This is a genomic window from Wolbachia endosymbiont of Aedes albopictus (genome assembly GCF_024804185.1).
GTDB classification, from domain to species: Bacteria; Pseudomonadota; Alphaproteobacteria; order Rickettsiales; family Anaplasmataceae; genus Wolbachia; species Wolbachia pipientis_B.
Window position 1 is genome coordinate 541,804 of the sequence record NZ_CP101657.1, and the last position, 17,200, is coordinate 559,003.

Consider the following 17,200-nt stretch of genomic DNA (forward strand, 5'->3'; position numbering starts at 1 on the left):
CACCGATTACCTCTACCTACTGCCTCTACCATTGCTACAATCATAAACTCTATTCACTCCATCAATTTCATCCAATGCAGATTGTGGACCAAAATCAATTGATATCACTCTTTCTCCGCCTAATTGTAATGCTCCCCCACCTCCACGCTGTGGATATTGGAGTTCTAAAAATTGTAATAGTAATGGATCAATTTCATGTTGAATTCCTGGATGATCTTGAATCAATCTACCCCTAGGAGAAGATAGAGGATCATTTTGGAATAATTGTGAAATATTTCTTCTCCGATTTTTAAAGTATTGTTCATTTCTTTGAGATTGTCTAGCGTCATTTCCAATGCCTGCACTAAGAAGACCATGTATATAACCTATAATACCTTCACCTTTTTCTCCAAAGTTATTATTTCCCTGTAAAGCTTGATCAATAGCTTGGTTAATATCCCTAGCGTTTTCGTATGCCCATATGCCACAATTATGGTCATCTGTTTGCTGATGAACAGAAACATTATGGACATTATCATCGTTAATATCACATTCTCTTAAAGCTCCTCGAATATTATTGTCAATACCACTATCTGGACCAAGTGAATCAGCATAATACCCATAATAATTTCCATTTTGGTGGACAATAACTAATGTAACCCAATGACGATTACCTACATTAATAATAGCAATTAATCTATCTTTTTCATCCGAATCTACTTTTTGTTTAAAGTTATCTATGTGACTACTTAATAAGCCCCTACCTGTTAGGTCATTTTGATTTTCATCAACTCCTACTGAAGTTATTGCAAAATCATGACGATCATTAGTTGGATTAGATCGATCATCATGGAAAGTATATTGTCGTGCAGCGAAAAACATGTCATGAGTTTGTAGCCAATAACGAAAATTTTGATTTTCTGTTGCAAAGTCTAGTGCAAGTAGATTATGCACATCTTCTATTTCACGAGCGTTGTTTCTACGAAGGATAGCGTTTATTTGGTGTAATATTTCTTGTGCTGTAAGTGTTTCATCTGTACCAAACCTTAATCTCCTTATGATCCGTTCTTTATTGCCTTCAAGATAACGAACCGCAACCCATCGATTATTACCTAGGTCAAGTAATGGAATCGAGGATTGTTTTTGATTGCCTTGAAAATAATCTATTAATCTCTTCCTGGTTATATCTGATAATAATTCTTCTGGCGGATTTTCATCAATAACACTTTCAGGTCCCACTAATATTCCTGGTCTTGAGTCACGACCACCACGATCAAGTCTATGTACATACTCTTCTCTTCCTATTCCTTCTGGAATAGATATCAGACCTTCTACTCTCCCTGCACCTGCATTAAATACAGCAGAAGATAAAACCACCTCATTTCCAGGAGTAATAGGCAAATATCCCCTTTGCTTGTTCATAAGTTCTTTTATTCGATCTTTTGCGTTATTCTCCTTTTGTGCTACTTCTTCTGCATTATCAGCAAATCCTAATACATATACAATCGGATGAGTATCTGCTGTAGGTTGTCTTAATAATAAAAGGTCTAATCTCTGTTCTGTAATTCTTGTGAGTATTACCCTTTCTCCTTCTTCTTCCTGACCCCTTTTCAAACTATATGTTTGACCAACTTTATAAATAGCAAACACTTTATCAGGATCGTCACTAGCATAAAATACACCATGTAACATAGACCTAAACTTGTCATTGCTATCTACATCTATTATTGCATCACCGTTCATATTCTCTGGCATTAATACTCTAGAAATAGCCATCAGTAATACTCTATGCTGATCTCTATTTTGCCAGCCATTATTCATAACTTGATTCAAAGCATTATGTACATTTTCAGCATTAGGCACTTGTATAAGATCACCAGCAAGAAAATTATTTGCATTTTGGTAATCGTGATATAAACCAAGGTCATTTGGTTGATCAATATCTAGCTCAAATTGGTCATTAAGTATGCATGAAACTTCCCATACATGAACATTATTTCCATTAATATTAAGATTTTCTAAATTGATTGCTCCTTGTTGTTGCACATTGTAAGCTCTAACGTCAAGTATGACTATAGGCAAACCTTGAACATGAAAGACCATAGTTAAACATCTTCTTAAATCTGGATCATCATATCTGAATATGTGTTTTGTTGCCTGCAACCTACTTCTTTTTCCATTCCTTTGTATTGGTATATACCCATTATCAAAAGCACTACTCCCAAAAGCAAAACCAGTTATACAATCAAATATTCTATTATAATTCTCTGCATTCCTTGGTATTTCACCAGGAAGATGTTGAAGTAAGAAATCTCTAATATTCTCTCCAACCTCTTCATCTTCTATATACTCAAACAATCTTTGTACTAAAGGAAATCTATTCTCTAAAAACTCTACTGTATCAACACTAAAAGGATCTATATTTAGATTAAAATTTAATCCAATACAAACAGCATTTCTTGATTCAGTATGAATAGATATAAATGAAGAAGCATGTAATCTTTTAGCATCACCTCTAGCGCGGTTTAATGCAATATCAGACGATGTCCTCCATCTAGTAACATTAATAACGATAGGAATGTTTTCTCTCTCTGCCTGATGACGTACAAGAAAAGCAACATATGAATTTCCAGGAGACAAGTCAAGGTCAATATCTATTGTGTAGAGATGACTAAAATTTGCTAACAAACCTAAGAAAAATCCGTGACTCTCAAACTTTTGATTGCGATTTTGAATGTCATTTTGTAGGCTGCCTAGGTAATTACGATAGATTCGAGTTATGTATGGCAAAATTCCTTCATTTATTCCACGTTCTACATTTATTCTTTGGTTACTTGCTAGCACTTCCATAAAATTGAAAATCCCTTGCTGACCTGGTGCAACTTGCACAAAATTGACCAAATGACCAAGCTGTACTCTCTGATCTTGATTGAGTCGTATACTTCCTATTTCCTTAACTGTCAACACACTGCGTGGCGCAGGCGCATTAATTCCCCTAAGCCTATTGCGTTCTATATGCCTCAGAAGGCTAATCTCAGACGCTGAATATTTAGCAAATCTATCTCTACCTTGAGAATCTTTTTCACGAATCACCTCGAATACTGTTGCAATCGCCTCTCCCTGACTCTTACCCTTTCCATGCATGCATACTTTGTATTGCTCAAAATTTAGGTCTTCTTCCCTTAAATTTGGATTTTGCCGTATAATTTCTTGTACTAGAGAATCTCTCTCCCTTGTACTGAACCTCAACCCATCACTATTAGGACGATCAGAAATGCTGTAACACCTGACAACTTGCTGTCCGTCACGATAAACAGCAACTTTTAGGTTTCCTGTATTTCTATTTCTACCACCTGTATCAATACCATGATTATCAAAACGAAAATAGACTTTCTCATCTGTATTCAAAATGCCTGCATCATGAGCAGTAGCAAACATACTAAAAAAGAATACAGGAAGAAAACGACCTGCATTCACATAATGCAAGAAAGATGGACATTGATCTAAAAAGGATTCAAACTCTTGTCTAAAACCATCAAGATCTCCATCCACTAAACTTCTTACTAAAGACACAAAGCACCTCTCTATTTGCTAAGACCAGAAAAACCACTTACATTAATGAGTAGACTAGATTCTTCTTTTCTTATGAGACCCAAAAATACCACTCACACTAGGAGCTTCAAACTCAGACTGTGGGCCATCATCAAGTGGCAAAGATACCTTAGATTGAGACCGCAAATTATTCCAAGGACCATCACCTACAGAAGGTAAAGTTACCTTCTCTAACTGAAGAAATAACTCTTCTGCAAACTTGCCGTAATCTACACCTTTCTTCTTTCCTTCCCTACCACATATTCTAAGGTTTTCTATCATGACTTCTTTAAAAAGGTCAAACTTTTCAGGAAAGCAACTTTTAGCAAATGATATTATATCTAATATTTCTTCTTTCTCTATTTCCCTATCGGGCTTACAAACATCTTCTCGTTTCCAATTAATGATTAATCCCCCAAGTACACTCTTTATAGGAACTGTATAATTAGAAGTATTAACAGAGGTCTCTCTGTATTCAGTAAAGCGTTCACATTTCCAAATCTCCATAATAAGGGATCTAGCTTGAACACTTAACTCAGGATTTTTCAACATCACATTTGAAAGTGAATAAAGAAAAAGTTCATAGTCTCGCTGTGAGAATATCTTGTCCGAACAGTCTCCTCCTGCTGAAACGCCTTTATAACACCAGCACTGTACCAAATCATGAACCGTATCAAAAAAACATGACTCTATTAATTCAGCAAGAAGGGAATATACTCCCTTATCTTTCCGCAGCAATTTCTGTAAAAGAGTATCTTTATCGACTATCTTATTTATACAAAAATCTAAAATAGGAGCATCTTTCTCAACAGATTGAGGACGAGAAAGAGCAATAATAGCTTCTGTAAGTTTCTTTTCCTTATCTTCTTCTTTTAAATGATTATAAAAATACTCTACCCCTTCGCTCCATTCAAGTTTTACAGCACTGTCAAAACCTTCTGACGCGTTACTTGGTTGCTTTAATCCCCCAGATTCTCTATCGATCCAGAAACTTAATACAGGATCTTCCCTTTTCATACCGTTCAACAGTGAGTTTCTTATGTATATGTCAGTTACAGGGTTACCATAACCATCAACTGCATTCGAGGAAAAACTACCTTTGTAAGATTCAAACTGCTCTTGAAAGAGATGGTGAATTTTATCTACTACGCAATACCTACAAGCTATATCATATTCTGAAAGTGGATTATCTATTTCACCTATTTTTTCTTCAGTAAACCTTTGACCTAAAGCAGCATTATTTAATCTTATACCTGACCAGCAGTCTTCATCTTGGAACACTTCATGCAAAAACCTCAGCTTATCATCTTTAAAGTATTTTATGTGCTCCATAAAGTTATCTTGAAGGACTCCCACCCATCTCTTGATAGCTGACTTTCTCCCGGCAGCAACTGTTGGATCTGGATGTTTAACAGCTTCCTGTAATTTTTTGGACATCGTAGCCCGAAGCTCTTTCTGTGTTGGCATTAACCCCTCCTATTAAGTATTTATATAAAAAAGGCATTGTACAGATATTAGAATGGATTGCAATATCTAGAATAAAGGGTTTAATAAAAAAACGTTATGGCTAAAACTTCTTTTCTTGAATTTTCTCAATATAATCAACAGAAAGACCAGTAGTTTGAGTTATAATGTCAATAGAAACTCCTGCTTTAAGTAGATTCCTTGCGACCTCAATTTTCTCTGCTTCTCTGCCTTTTTCATGACCGATTTGGATGCCTTCATGAAGTTTTTCTTCAAGGGTAGATAAATAATCATCGGTACGTTTCTTAGCTTGATCATATGCAAAACGTTCTTCTTTACTCCAATTATATTGATTTAACTCATCATAAGCCCTGCCAATAATTACATCACTACCTATTATTTTTTTTTAGATCCTCTTCGCTCGTTTCATCCGCGTGCTTAAAAAAATAGATCCATTTTTCAACAATATTTTCTAATTGATCTTCTTTTGTCTTATTAAACTTTGGTAGCTCTATGAAAGTGAAACTAAAGTCTTTGAGATCATGTTCAAAGGTCATCTTATCAAAAGTAACGTGATCAGACTTATAAGCCAGCTTATTAGGAAATAGGATAAAATCAGCAATAGCAATAAAGATAACCCCTTTAAGATCATGATACTGGTCACCTACATCAGCTTGACTTGAATAAGCTTTGGCAGCGTAGTATTGGGCACATACTGTAATTGCGATTGAATGATGGAGAGACATACTCCATTATTTTATCACGAAGTAACGAATTCAGTAGAATAAGTTCTTCAAAAATAATTTAAACTTTTACAGTAGGTCATGAAATATTATAGCGGATTAGATGTCTCACTCAAAGAAACTTTCATCAGTATCGTTGATGAGAAAGGAAAAATTGTTAAGGAAGAGGTTGTTATAAGCGAAAGTAAGGCAATAGCAGAGTATTTGCTTAGCCAAGGCAAAAAATACGAATCCATAGGAATAGAAAGTGGACAGTTGTCAATATCAATGTGCAAAGAGTTAAGGAGTTTTGGATTACCAGTAATTTGTGTAGATGCAAGGCATATGGCAGCAGCGTTGTCTGCAAGAATCAATAAGAATGATAAAAACGATGCGAGGGGTATAGCACAAATGATGAGGGCTGGGTTGTACAAAGAAGTGTTAGTAAAATCAGATGAGTCTTGTCAAATTAAAATAGCGCTTGGAAGCAGAAGACAGCTAATGTGTAGCAAACAGCAGGTTATTGGAACAATAAGAGGGTTGTTGAAGATACATGGAATAAAGCTCGGTAAAGGATCAAAATTTGAAACTTTTGCTTTAAGAATACAAGAGGCAATAAATAATTTGGGTGAAATCAGTAGGAGTTCAATAGAAGCATTAGTTTGCAGTTTGGAAACAATGGAAGAATCAATAAGAAAGCTTGACAAAATACTTTCGGGACAAGGCGAAAAAGATGAGGATTGTAAATTATTAACTACTGTTCCAGGAGTTGGTATTATAGTAGCAATGACATACAAAGCTGCAATAGATGATCCACATAGGTTTGAAACATCTTATACAGTTGGAGCTTATATTGGATTAAGCCCAAGACAGTACGCTTCTGGTGAGATTGATCGACACGGAAGTATATCAAAAATGGGTCCAGTGGAATGTAGGAATATGTTGTATGAAGCTGCACAAGTCTTACTGATAAAATGTAAAAGAACATTTAAATTGAGAAGCTGGGGTTGCAAAAAAGAAGGTTATGAAGAAAGCAATTATTGCTATAGCAAGAAAATTATCTGTAATTATGCATAGGATGTTGGTTAACAAAACAGAATTTTGTTATCAATAAACACTAAAGGAGTATAAAACAATAATTCTACTGAAAGTAAAGATAGTAATGCCGATGAAAGGGATAAGCAAGAATTTAGGTTGAAGCATAGACTTCGTGAAAGACATGTTGCCGTCCACTTCCGCCTAACAAGTATAGTGCGGCTTGGCAAATTAAAGTTTTAGCCATGTTAGACCGCGGAGAGAACCATGGAAAGCATGCTATTTTTAACTTATGTGGAATTACCGAAGATTATGGAGAAGATATGCTGTTTTGATTTGTGTGAAAATTATTGTTGACTTATGTGCAATTAGAGAACCTAAGTCACTTTAGCTATAGATTTACTTTTTGAGTTATTTTGTTAACATTAATTATTACACCAAATCAATTGCACAAAATGAAAAAGGTGAAACTTGGGATACTAATTTCAGGCAGGGGATCAAATATGCAGGCCTTGATAGAGGCATGTCAAAATCGTAATTTTCCTGCAGAAGTTGTGTGCGCTATCACAAATAATAGCAAAGCTGCTGGCCTAAAAATAGCAGAACAAGCAGGAGTGCCAGCGTTTATTGTTAGAGATAAACCACTTGATGCTGATAAAATTCACGAAATATTTGTTCAACATAAGGTTGATTTAATTTGCCTTGCAGGGTTTATGAGAATCCTGCAAGCTAATTTTCTCAGTAAATGGAATAACAAGGTGATAAATATTCATCCCTCTCTACTTCCGTCCTTTAAGGGCCTAAATGCTCAAGAGCAAGCTCTAAAAGCAGGAGTAAAAATCGCAGGCTGTACTGTACATTACGTCACTCCTGAAATTGATGCTGGAGCCATAATTGCTCAAGTTGCTGTGCCAGTGTTACCAGCTGATGATATTCAAAGCCTTTCAGAACGCATTCTAGCTGAGGAGCATAAGTGTTATGTAGAAGCAGTAAGATCAATAGCAGAAAATATTAATTATTGACCTTAAGTGTTTTTTCCAACTTCAACAAAAAATAAATTTTCTGGTTCCAGTAAAGAACTTGCCAGTTCGTTCACTTTCTCTGATTTAACGTCATTAATGATATTCGCATAATTATTTATACGGTTAACATCACGATCATTTATTTGCATATCATCAAGCAGCATTGCTGTATTTGTGTTATTGGACAGGAAAAGGACAAAATTATTTACCATACTAATTTTTGTATCTTTAAATAATTGTTCATCAACTCCTTCCTTTTTTATCCTGCTCAATGTATCTCTTATTGCAGATATGGATTGACTGGCAGTAGAGCTATCAGTACTTAAACCTCCGGCTATAATATTTGCATGCGTATAGCTAGCCATAGAGGCACTAATACCATAAGTAATTCCAAGATTTTGCCTTAGCTCTTTCACCAGCACTGAATTCAGCCCCATACCACCAAGCGCATTAACCAAAACTTGAGCACTATAGTAGTCTGGATCTTCATAAGCTATACCTTTTTGAGCAAAAAGTATCACACTTTGTGGTATATCCATAAAAATGTTTTTATTTTCTGCAGGACCAAAATCATTTTTTACAGGTATTTTTCTCACTTTTGATCTTTTTGACGGCAATTTAGATAAATATTTATCTAATAATGTAATAATTTCTTCTTTTTTTGCACAACCAGCAACACTGATAACTATGTTATCTTTAGCAAAATTACGCTTTATGTATGTTAAAACATCATCTCTAGTAATGTTCATTATAGTGTCAAGAGTACCGTACACACTTTTTGAGTAAGGGTGTTTTTTAAACAATAACGTATTCAATTCTTCTCCAGCAACAAAAAAAGGATTTTTTTCAAGATTATTAAAATCAACTTTGGCTTTCTCGAAAACTCTATTCAACCCTTCAGAGTCAACTTTAGGACGTATTATAGCGTCGCTTAGTAACGAAATTGCATCCTCTAAATTCTCAGACAAAGTATTTAATGAAACCCTAAATGCTTCTAAATCAGGAATAAAATTTAAACTAATCCCTTTATCTTCAAGCTTTTTCGCAAAATCTCTGGCATCATTTTTTCCTGCCCCTTCTTGAATTATAAGAGAAGTAAACCAACCTAGTCCCTGTTTTTCCGAATTTTCATACACATAACCTGCATCTTTGAATGAGATATTTATCGAAACTTTTGGTAAGTCATAGTTTTCAACAAATAGAAACTTAAATCCTTTACGGGTAGTGACCTCCTCTATATTTAAGTTACCACTTGCTTGTAAATTAAAGCTTAGACAGAAAAAAAGTAGAAATACAAGTTTACTTATCTTCATTATTACCTCCTTTTGGTAGCAAACGACCGACTAATTTATTAGCAGAAAAAATAGTACGGATTTTATTATTTACATCCTCTAGATTGACATTATTGATTTTGCTATATGAAATATCTATTTCATCAAGTGGAATACCAAGTGCGAGGCGTGGCACATAAAACATTGCTATATGAGTTAAGTCAGATAGATTATCAAACTGTGCTACTTTGTATCTATATTTCGAGCTTTGCAACTCCTCATCCGTTATTCCTTTAGGCATGAAGTCATTGATAGCATTTTCTAATTCTCTTTCAACAGTGCCTAAATTAACCCCGCTTTTTGGAATGACCTGAATATCAATATAGCCATCACTAAAAGTTAAACTATTGTAATAAGCAGATACTGATACTGCCACATCTTTATCTAAAACCAAATCTTTATACAGTTTGCTGGATTTGCCGCCACCTAAAATGTCAACCGCTAAATGAGCAGCGGAGGTTTCACTTGTGTGCTTAAATAAAGAAACACGATAACGAAAATATAAAACTGGTTCTTTTACTTCAGTGCTCTCTAAAATCACCGATAAACCTGCATTATGCACCGGATCCTGATTTGGGTAATGTCTCATTACAGGCTTAGCTTTAATTTCGCCATATTTTTCTTCTGCTAATTTCACTACTTCATCAAGTTCCACATCACCCACAATCAGTAATATTGCATTGCCGGGGTGATAATAGTTATCATGAAACCTCGTTATGTCATCCTGATTGTAAGTTGTGATATCGCTCTCCCAGCCAATAACAGACCTGCCATAGCCAGTACGGTAAAATGCACTATCCATTTCTTCCCATAACAAAGCGTGAGGATGATTATCAAATCTCATCTTCCTCTCTTCCAGTACAATATTTTTTTCTCTTTCTATTTTATCTTGAGTAACATTAAAATTGCCCATTCTGTCTGCTTCAACTTCCATTGCCAGTGGTAAGTCATTTTTAAGGACTAATTCGTAGTAACAGGTATATTCCTTAGTAGTAAACGCATTAAACTGGGCCCCAATGCTACTCATAGTGGCTTCTATATCTGTGAACTTCCCTGTAGTTTCAAACATTAAATGTTCAAAGTAGTGAGCCAATCCTGCTTTGCCAATCGGATCATCCATTCCCCCAACTTTGTATATTACTGCATGTAAAACGGCTGGAATCCGATGATTAGGAACAACATAGACATCTAGTCCGTTACTGAGTTTAGCATGTTTTATGTCGTGCTCTATGCTCAAAGCCTTCAAAGAAATTGGGTAAGTAAAAAAGAGTGCAGGTAGTATAAGAAAACTAAAAAACTTATGAAGCATTATTTCGACCTAATATAAAAACAATTATTTTATTCCTCATTTTGTTTAGAAATAAACATATCGTATATATACCACTTATATAACAATGTGAACATTCCACAAACTATAGATAAATCCGCTAAATTAAAAGCTGGCCAATACCAATCATCAATATGAAAATATATGAAATCATATACAGCTCCCCAATAAATCCTATCAACTACGTTTCCGATTGCTCCACCAATCATCAGAGAAAACCCAAGGTAAGTTGACTGATCATCAGACTTGTATATCAAGTATGCAAGTATACCAATTATTAGTATTGAAAATGCTGAAAAAAAGAAACCGCCATGCGGTAAAGCGCTACACATTCCAAAACTAATGCCCGAATTCCAAACTTCAACTAGCTTTATAAAGCTAGCGATCTCAATTGATTCTCCCTCATCAATCAATGAGTTTATGTACAATTTGCTCGTTTGGTCAATCAATACTATAATTAATATAACAATTAAGCATAACTTTTTCATGAATTTGCCTTTAACCTATAAACTTTAAGTATATCATAATTTATCTGTTTTGTTAACTCCTCAATACTATGGAATTTTTTTTCTGACCTTATGAATTTTAAAAGTTGTATATTAACTTTATGATTATATACGTCTTCATCAAAATCGAATATGTGCATTTCTATTATAGGCTTTTTCAGATCCTTAAATGTAGGTCTCATACCAATATTGACTACTCCATATAACCAATTTGGTTTATTATAAGAAAACATCACTTTAGCGTAATATGTACCAAATTTTGGTTTTATCATGCAATCTTCTATAGGAATATTTATGGTTGGGAATCCTATTTCTCTACCTCTACACGCACCCTTTGTCACAACACCAGAAACTTGATAAGGTCTACCAAGTAATTTATTAACAATTTCTATTTCGCCCCTTTGTACATACTCTCTGATTGAAGAAGAAGAGCAAATTTTGCCGTCAATTATTAATGGCTCTAATTTAGTCAAAGAGTATCCATATGTTTCAGAATATTTCTCTAGAGTTAATATATCACCCAATCGTTTATGACCAAAAGTGCAATTTTCTCCGACAATTATGTGTTTAGCACCATATTTATCTATTAAAATCTCACTGATAAAGTTATCGCAGCTAACCTCGGAAAAACCTCTACTAAAATTAATAATATACAAGTAATCTATACCATAGCTGCTGATTAGTTCCTTTTTTTGTTCTTGGTCTATTAACCTAAAATTGTTTCTACCAAATAAAACAGTTGATGGGTGAGGCTCAAAAGTTAAAACTGCAGAGGGTAATCCTCTTTCTTGTGCTACCTTCTTTAGAGTGGAAATTGCAAATTCATGTCCTAAATGAATGCCATCGAAATTTCCGAAGGTTAGTGCTATATTATTTTCTATCCCTTGCTCACAATTATAAATAATTTTCATACAATTTGATGTTTTTACATGTTTCTTATATATAATAACTATATTTTAGTAAGCTACGGAGATAAATTGTGAAAAATGTTGTGATATATGTAAAGAAGGGCTGTCCATACTGCATAAGGGCAAAGGATTTACTAGATAGAAAAGGTGTGGAATATGAAGAAATCGATGTGCTCAAAAACTCAGATCTATTTAAAGACATAAAATCAAAGTATAACGTTAGAACAGTTCCACAGATCTTTATTAACGATAAGCACATTGGGGGGTGTGACAAATTGATGGATCTTGAAAAAGAAGGAAAGTTGGATGATATGCTAAATAATAATGACAGTTACATTGATGTCACAACCTACACAAGTAACAATGACACATATGAAGAAGGCGTTGTACTACATGATGATTTTATGTAACTTTTTATCTTGTTTTGTCGTGTAATACGTAAATGAAAACTAGTATGCTCACTTTAAACAATTCTTAATGAATTAAAAATACAATTCATCTAGTGAGTTTTTTTAGTGGGAAAAAATGACAAAAAATATTTCAATTATTAGCAGAAACTTAATTAGTATCTAATTAGTTAACAAACAAGATTTAGAGAATTTCATCAAGATTTTTACAGTGCTTGATAAACATATAGCAGCTAAAACACTTTTTACAGAAGAAGTAAGAATAGAGTATAAACAGCACAACGGCAAAGAAGTTGTTGAATTGCTAAAAGATACAGACTTTACATATCATGAGGTTGAAAATGTATTGAACCACCTGAATAAACATGGAATGAAGGTGCCCAGCAGTGTTATAGCACACACCCTTTTTGCTGCATACAATCATGCACTTGAATCTAAGAATGTAGCATTTTCTTTTTCTGAAGGCTCTCCACAATTTAACATCAGAGTGAGTAAGAACACCTTCATAATAACTCCTATGAGTGAAGAGAATTTGGAATTGAATTCACAAAGTAGCAAGACATTAATAGAGTCGTTACAGAGCAAAAAAAATACTTATGATTGTATAGTAGAAGAAAATACCATTAAAGTTATAGTGCATTCTGAAATACATCAAGCTATAAATTTGATTATAAAATCACTGATAAAGTCTCGCCTTTTAGAAAAAGAGGAAGAAGGAAAATTCAAAGAGAAATTGAGACAACTTGCCTTTAAAGATCAAGCTTTTGTTGAGTATTCCAGTATCAAGACCATCAGTAGATATCCACATAATCATCCTCTGAGAAAGCATGAAAGTATTACTAAGGACATAGAAAATATTTTATGTGATTTCATAACAAATGAGAATAGCGAGTTTGCTATAGAGCGGTTAAATAAGCTGAGCTCAGCAGTTTCTCCGGATACTCCAAGAATCATCACTAAAACTATAGATAAACTTGTTAAATTTCATTAAGGTATACGAGAGCCAATAGACTTCTTGTATACCTTCTGTCATCCAAGTAGCCAAGCTACTTGGTTCTTTTTTTGGGTTCCAGCACTATGTACATAGCTGTACAAACATTGTAGCCGTTATTCAAGTAGCCCGCAGAAATGAAAAAACTTACTTGACAAACTCCGCCAGCCCCCTTATTATAACAATAAGGGTATTTATGACTCAAAACTTGTTTTTGACCTGCAGGCTCAATGACAAAATTCAGTAAAAAACTCAGAGTATTTATTGGCGGATTACATAAAATTATAGCGGCTGCATGTCTTTTTTATTTTTTCTACATTCAGCCAAATCGCGCTTATTTTAAGCGTTAGCACATTATTACAGCGCCACTTACAGTAATATAGAGTCAAAACTCGCACCACGGGGTTTCTTTTGCCTTTTTTTTCGTTTGGTAAATTTCTTAAACATTTATAGCTAAACGACAACCGTCATCCCGCTACGTGTTAGCGGCTAAGAGATACCGTGACGGTATGACGTAGGATTGCTGTCATCCCGCTACTTGTTAGCGGCTGGGAGATACCGCGAATGAATCGCGGTATGACGGTCTGTGGCGGAATGACGGTTAAGCAATTCGTCATCCCGCAGCGGGATCTCTTGTTAGCGCCGCGGCGTTATGCGGTGGCATCTTCGTCATTCCGCTATGTGTTAGCGGCTAAGAGATACCGCGGCAGTATGACGGTTAAGTAGGGTGTCATCCCAGTCTGGGCACTGCCCACTGGTGGCCCAAACTACAACGTTCGTACAGTTGTGGGTAACAGGAGGTAATGCAAGCAGTCTAATAGCGCAGCAACACGGAACCCCATGTGAGACCTGCACCTATTGCAATCAGCAGTACCAGATTTCCTGATTTTATTTTTGATTCTTGTATTGCATAGTCTAAAGCCAGTGGAATTGACGCTGCTGAGGTGTTTGCATGCTTATCAACGGTATTAATCACTTTCTCTATAGGGAAATCTAACTTCTTTACTACTGCTTCAATAATACGAATATTTGCTTGATGGGGAATTAGCCAGTCAATATCAGTGATTTTCAAATTATTGCATCTTAGTGTTTCCTCTACTGAGGCTGTTAATTTATCTACTGCATGTTTAAACACTTCTCTTCCATTCATGCATATTTTTCCAGAATCATCAGTAGAGGATACCCCTCCGTTTGTACATAATACGTCCACATTGCCATCAGAGTGTAAGTTTGTTGATATGATGCCGCTGCTACCTATTTCCGATTTTATTATCACTGCACCAGCACCATCACCAAAGAGTACACAAGTTGACCTATCTTCCCAGTCAACAATCCTAGACATTATTTCAGCACCAATAACGAGCGCATATTTAATTCTATTGTTAGATTTTATGAGCGAATCAGCAACTGTAACTGCATATATAAAACCAGAGCATACTGCTTGTACATCAAAAGAAAATGCGTTTTTACATTTTAACTTACTTTGTACAATCGTTGCACAGCTAGGCAAAGTTTTATCAGGCGTTGTTGTTGCAACTATAATCAAGTCAATTTCATCTGCTGAAATTTTAGCTTTTTCTATAGCACTTTTTGCTGCATTTACAGCTAGATCTGACGTTAGTTCTCCTTCATCTGCTATATGCCTTTGAACTATTCCTGTTCTCTGCCTTATCCATTCATCGCTTGTCTCAACTATCGATGCAATTTCGTTGTTACTCAACGTTTTTCTTGGTAGGTAAGATCCAGTGCTTAATATGAAACTTTTATTCAATATGACTTACCCCGTTAATTATCTTTTGATTTAAATTTTCACTAATTGCATTTACTGCAAATTTTATAGCATGAGCAAAAGAAATAGCATCAGAATTTCCATGACTTTTAATGATAATACCATTCAGCCCTAAAAACATAGCTCCACTTCTAATTTTGGGATTAAAACGTGTTAAAGCTTTATTTAGTTTGGATTTTAACAACATACCAACAAGCATTTTTGCTGCCCATGAGCTCAGTACTTCCTGCTTTATTAGATTGATAAAAGTATTAGCGGTTGCCTCAGCTGTTTTGAGCATTACATTGCCAACAAAACCATCAGCAACAATCACATCTATATTGCCCTCTAAAAATTCACTTGCCTCTATATACCCTTTGAAATTAATGTCTGGAGCGTTTTTAAGCAACTCAAAAGCGCCGCGCACTGAGTCATTACCTTTAACTTCTTCTATACCGATATTTAGCAAAGCAACCTCAGGGTTGTCAATTTTTAGCGCTACTTTTGCAAATATACTTCCCATTAATGCAAACTGGAATAACGAATCGGCATTACAATCGACGTTTGCACCAAGGTCAAGCAAAGCGAAGCTTTTTGTCTTAGTTGGACAGATAGAGACAATAGCAGGACGATAAATATTTGGTAATGTTCCTAAAATAAATCTGGAAATTGCCATCAACGCCCCGGTGTTGCCTGAAGATACCACTCCGAAAGCTTTACCTTCTTTCACTGCAACAATTGCAGCTTTCATACTTGAGTCTTTACGATGTCTCAGCGCAAAAGATGGCTTATCATTTGCAAGGACATTGTCAGAACAATGAGTAAACTCAGAATTGTTACTTACTTTTTTATATTTCAAAAGCAAAGGAGATACTTTTTCCTTATCTCCATAAATATGAAAAAGAACTTTAATGCCTGGGTCAACAAGATTATCCAAAAAAAAACCAGCACCCTGAATTACGGAAAGAGGCGCAAAATCGCCCCCCATAGCGTCAAGTGCAATAACTATGTGATTATTGACCGTGGGTAACATACCATAATAGTCATTCTGCCTGTTGCTTAATGAAAACTCGTTTTCCTTTGTAACTGCCATCGACTGCTACATTGTGAGGCAACATGAATTCCCCAGTTGCTGAACATACCACAACATTCTTAGGCTCAATAGCATGATGAGAACGATGCATATTACGCCTTGACTTTGACTTTTTTCTTTTTGGAACTGCCAAAACTTCCTCCATTCTACTACAAAATTCAATTCATTAGTAACATGTTTTTTACAAGAAGTAAACAGGGATAATAAAATAAGTGTATGGTTCCAGGTTCTAAACCCGATAATGCTACCACTTGCTCATTGCTTTCTCCTTCTCCTAAAATATTTGCTTCAGGATCAAGTCTGGTAATAAATCCTGCAAACATCGCTGCTGTTTTTTTTCTGACTAATTCTGCATCATCGTATTGATCAAGTTCATAGAGCTTTAACAGTACACTGGACAACCATGGTACTCCTCGAATCTGCCCGGGTCTCAGTAGCCTATAAAACATCATTTGCTGGCACTCTCACTGATTCGCCAAACGAGCCTTCTCCTGGATGTTCTCTAAATAGGTAGTACGCTTCTCTTTGCCCAAGTCGGTTAAATTCAATGCCGTTTCTTATTACATTACCGTTGGCAAGGGTTTGATTGCTTTTATTATCTAAATGCTCTGATTCCAACACTTGCAGTTGCAACGGCACACAAAGACCATCTTCTCGTTTTCTTGTTCGGAAAACATTCTCCTCCTTCTATCATGCTCCTATAAACCAAAGCTTGTAATCCATAAAAACCACTCACTCCGCTACTGTCTGCTTCATCTGTCCATCTCAGCCATAACTCTTGCACTTTTTTCCGAAACTCTCCATCCTTTGCTTTTGATTGCGGCTTTATTCCTGTCCCAACACAATTACTCACTATCGTATCGATGATGTTTGCTGCATAGGAGTTCTTTCTTACCATATCACAAGAGCGGCTACGTAAATGCTCAAGGCTCTGAGAGAGTAAGCTATTTATACTTCCTACTTCTGGTTGAAAGTGCAATAATCTCCTTCCTGAACCTCCATGCCGAACTTTTGGCTTTTGGTTTGCTAAATAATTGTTTGAATGATTTGAGTAAC

At 35.4% G+C, this 17,200-nt stretch carries 13 protein-coding genes and 3 pseudogenes; 5 read left to right on the forward strand and 11 right to left on the reverse strand.

The features are described 5' to 3' along the window. Positions 1 to 12: 12 nt before the first annotated feature. From NHG98_RS02770 to NHG98_RS02780, 3 genes and pseudogenes are all read right to left on the reverse strand, one after another. Positions 13 to 3,552 (reverse strand): C48 family peptidase, encoded by a 3,540-nt coding sequence (locus NHG98_RS02770; RefSeq protein WP_310437606.1) that lies wholly within the window; start codon positions 3,550 to 3,552, stop codon positions 13 to 15. Between the two features lie 54 nt (positions 3,553 to 3,606). Continuing rightward, complete coding sequence (locus NHG98_RS02775) at positions 3,607 to 5,037, reverse strand: cytoplasmic incompatibility factor CifA (protein WP_096617583.1); 1,431 nt, start codon at positions 5,035 to 5,037, stop codon at positions 3,607 to 3,609. Between the two features lie 100 nt (positions 5,038 to 5,137). Next, positions 5,138 to 5,744: pseudogene (locus NHG98_RS02780) on the reverse strand (Rpn family recombination-promoting nuclease/putative transposase); the annotation flags it as partial. A 114-nt stretch (positions 5,745 to 5,858) separates the two neighbouring features. Between NHG98_RS02780 and NHG98_RS02785 the strand changes: the two are divergent. Next, the gene (locus NHG98_RS02785) at positions 5,859 to 6,833 is read left to right on the forward strand and encodes an IS110 family RNA-guided transposase (protein ID WP_096617761.1); all 975 of its coding nucleotides are present in this window, start codon (positions 5,859 to 5,861) and stop codon (positions 6,831 to 6,833) included. Positions 6,834 to 7,246: 413 nt separating this feature from the next. Beyond that, entirely contained in the window at positions 7,247 to 7,813 is a 567-nt protein-coding gene (purN, locus tag NHG98_RS02790; RefSeq protein ID WP_096617759.1) for a phosphoribosylglycinamide formyltransferase, read from the forward strand. Positions 7,814 to 7,815: 2 nt separating this feature from the next. Here the strand turns inward: purN and NHG98_RS02795 are convergent, their stop codons facing one another. From NHG98_RS02795 to ribF, 4 genes are read right to left on the reverse strand one after another with little or no spacing between them, the layout of a single operon-like run. Further along, a complete protein-coding gene (locus NHG98_RS02795) occupies positions 7,816 to 9,126 on the reverse strand; it encodes a M16 family metallopeptidase (RefSeq protein WP_096617757.1) in 1,311 nt (436 codons plus the stop codon). Then, positions 9,113 to 10,453, reverse strand: coding sequence for a M16 family metallopeptidase (locus NHG98_RS02800; RefSeq protein ID WP_096617755.1), 1,341 nt, complete (start codon positions 10,451 to 10,453; stop codon positions 9,113 to 9,115). Before NHG98_RS02800 ends, NHG98_RS02795 begins: the two co-directional genes overlap by 14 nt. 29 nt (positions 10,454 to 10,482) lie before the next feature. Continuing rightward, positions 10,483 to 10,959 carry a signal peptidase II gene (gene lspA, locus NHG98_RS02805; protein ID WP_096617753.1) on the reverse strand — a complete coding sequence of 159 codons (477 nt, stop codon included), beginning with the start codon at positions 10,957 to 10,959 and terminating at the stop codon, positions 10,483 to 10,485. Continuing rightward, positions 10,956 to 11,888, reverse strand: coding sequence for a riboflavin biosynthesis protein RibF (ribF, locus tag NHG98_RS02810; RefSeq protein WP_096617751.1), 933 nt, complete (start codon positions 11,886 to 11,888; stop codon positions 10,956 to 10,958). The genes lspA and ribF overlap by 4 nt, the downstream gene beginning before the upstream one ends. A 68-nt stretch (positions 11,889 to 11,956) precedes the next feature. Here ribF and grxC point away from each other — a divergent pair, with 68 nt between their 5' ends. The 3 genes and pseudogenes from grxC (at position 11,957) to NHG98_RS02825 (ending at position 14,009) form a co-directional block, all read left to right on the forward strand. Beyond that, positions 11,957 to 12,295, forward strand: a complete 339-nt coding sequence (gene grxC / locus NHG98_RS02815) for a glutaredoxin 3 (RefSeq protein ID WP_096617749.1) — start codon at positions 11,957 to 11,959, stop codon at positions 12,293 to 12,295. Between the two features lie 115 nt (positions 12,296 to 12,410). Further along, positions 12,411 to 13,283, forward strand: a pseudogene (locus NHG98_RS02820) (hypothetical protein). Between the two features lie 564 nt (positions 13,284 to 13,847). Next, complete coding sequence (locus NHG98_RS02825) at positions 13,848 to 14,009, forward strand: hypothetical protein (protein WP_259245553.1); 162 nt, start codon at positions 13,848 to 13,850, stop codon at positions 14,007 to 14,009. Positions 14,010 to 14,097: 88 nt separating this feature from the next. On the opposite strand, the gene NHG98_RS02830 is transcribed toward NHG98_RS02825, so the two are convergent. The 4 genes and pseudogenes from NHG98_RS02830 to NHG98_RS02845 all read right to left on the reverse strand — a co-directional run bounded on the left by NHG98_RS02830 (position 14,098) and on the right by NHG98_RS02845 (position 17,123). Continuing rightward, a complete protein-coding gene (locus NHG98_RS02830) occupies positions 14,098 to 15,054 on the reverse strand; it encodes a beta-ketoacyl-ACP synthase III (RefSeq protein WP_096617769.1) in 957 nt (318 codons plus the stop codon). Continuing rightward, on the reverse strand, positions 15,047 to 16,084 hold the full coding sequence (gene plsX / locus NHG98_RS02835; protein ID WP_096617767.1) for a phosphate acyltransferase PlsX: 1,038 nt from the start codon (positions 16,082 to 16,084) through the stop codon (positions 15,047 to 15,049). The genes NHG98_RS02830 and plsX overlap by 8 nt, the downstream gene beginning before the upstream one ends. Positions 16,085 to 16,094: 10 nt before the next feature. After that, positions 16,095 to 16,277 carry a 50S ribosomal protein L32 gene (rpmF, locus tag NHG98_RS02840; RefSeq protein WP_096617771.1) on the reverse strand — a complete coding sequence of 61 codons (183 nt, stop codon included), beginning with the start codon at positions 16,275 to 16,277 and terminating at the stop codon, positions 16,095 to 16,097. A gap of 25 nt (positions 16,278 to 16,302) precedes the next feature. Next, positions 16,303 to 17,123 (reverse strand): annotated as a pseudogene (locus tag NHG98_RS02845) (phage portal protein). Positions 17,124 to 17,200 lie beyond the last annotated feature (77 nt).

What these genes read in the sequence shown, in the direction of transcription:
- NHG98_RS02775 (WP_096617583.1), bottom strand. Translation starts at nt 5,037, where the DNA reads ATGCCAACACAGAAAGAGCTTCGGGCTACGATGTCCAAAAAATTACAG.
- NHG98_RS02785 (WP_096617761.1), top strand. Translation starts at nt 5,859, where the DNA reads ATGAAATATTATAGCGGATTAGATGTCTCACTCAAAGAAACTTTCATC.
- purN (WP_096617759.1), top strand. Translation starts at nt 7,247, where the DNA reads ATGAAAAAGGTGAAACTTGGGATACTAATTTCAGGCAGGGGATCAAAT.
- NHG98_RS02795 (WP_096617757.1), bottom strand. Translation starts at nt 9,126, where the DNA reads ATGAAGATAAGTAAACTTGTATTTCTACTTTTTTTCTGTCTAAGCTTT.
- NHG98_RS02800 (WP_096617755.1), bottom strand. Translation starts at nt 10,453, where the DNA reads ATGCTTCATAAGTTTTTTAGTTTTCTTATACTACCTGCACTCTTTTTT.
- lspA (WP_096617753.1), bottom strand. Translation starts at nt 10,959, where the DNA reads ATGAAAAAGTTATGCTTAATTGTTATATTAATTATAGTATTGATTGAC.
- ribF (WP_096617751.1), bottom strand. Translation starts at nt 11,888, where the DNA reads ATGAAAATTATTTATAATTGTGAGCAAGGGATAGAAAATAATATAGCA.
- NHG98_RS02825 (WP_259245553.1), top strand. Translation starts at nt 13,848, where the DNA reads ATGAATCGCGGTATGACGGTCTGTGGCGGAATGACGGTTAAGCAATTC.
- plsX (WP_096617767.1), bottom strand. Translation starts at nt 16,084, where the DNA reads ATGTTACCCACGGTCAATAATCACATAGTTATTGCACTTGACGCTATG.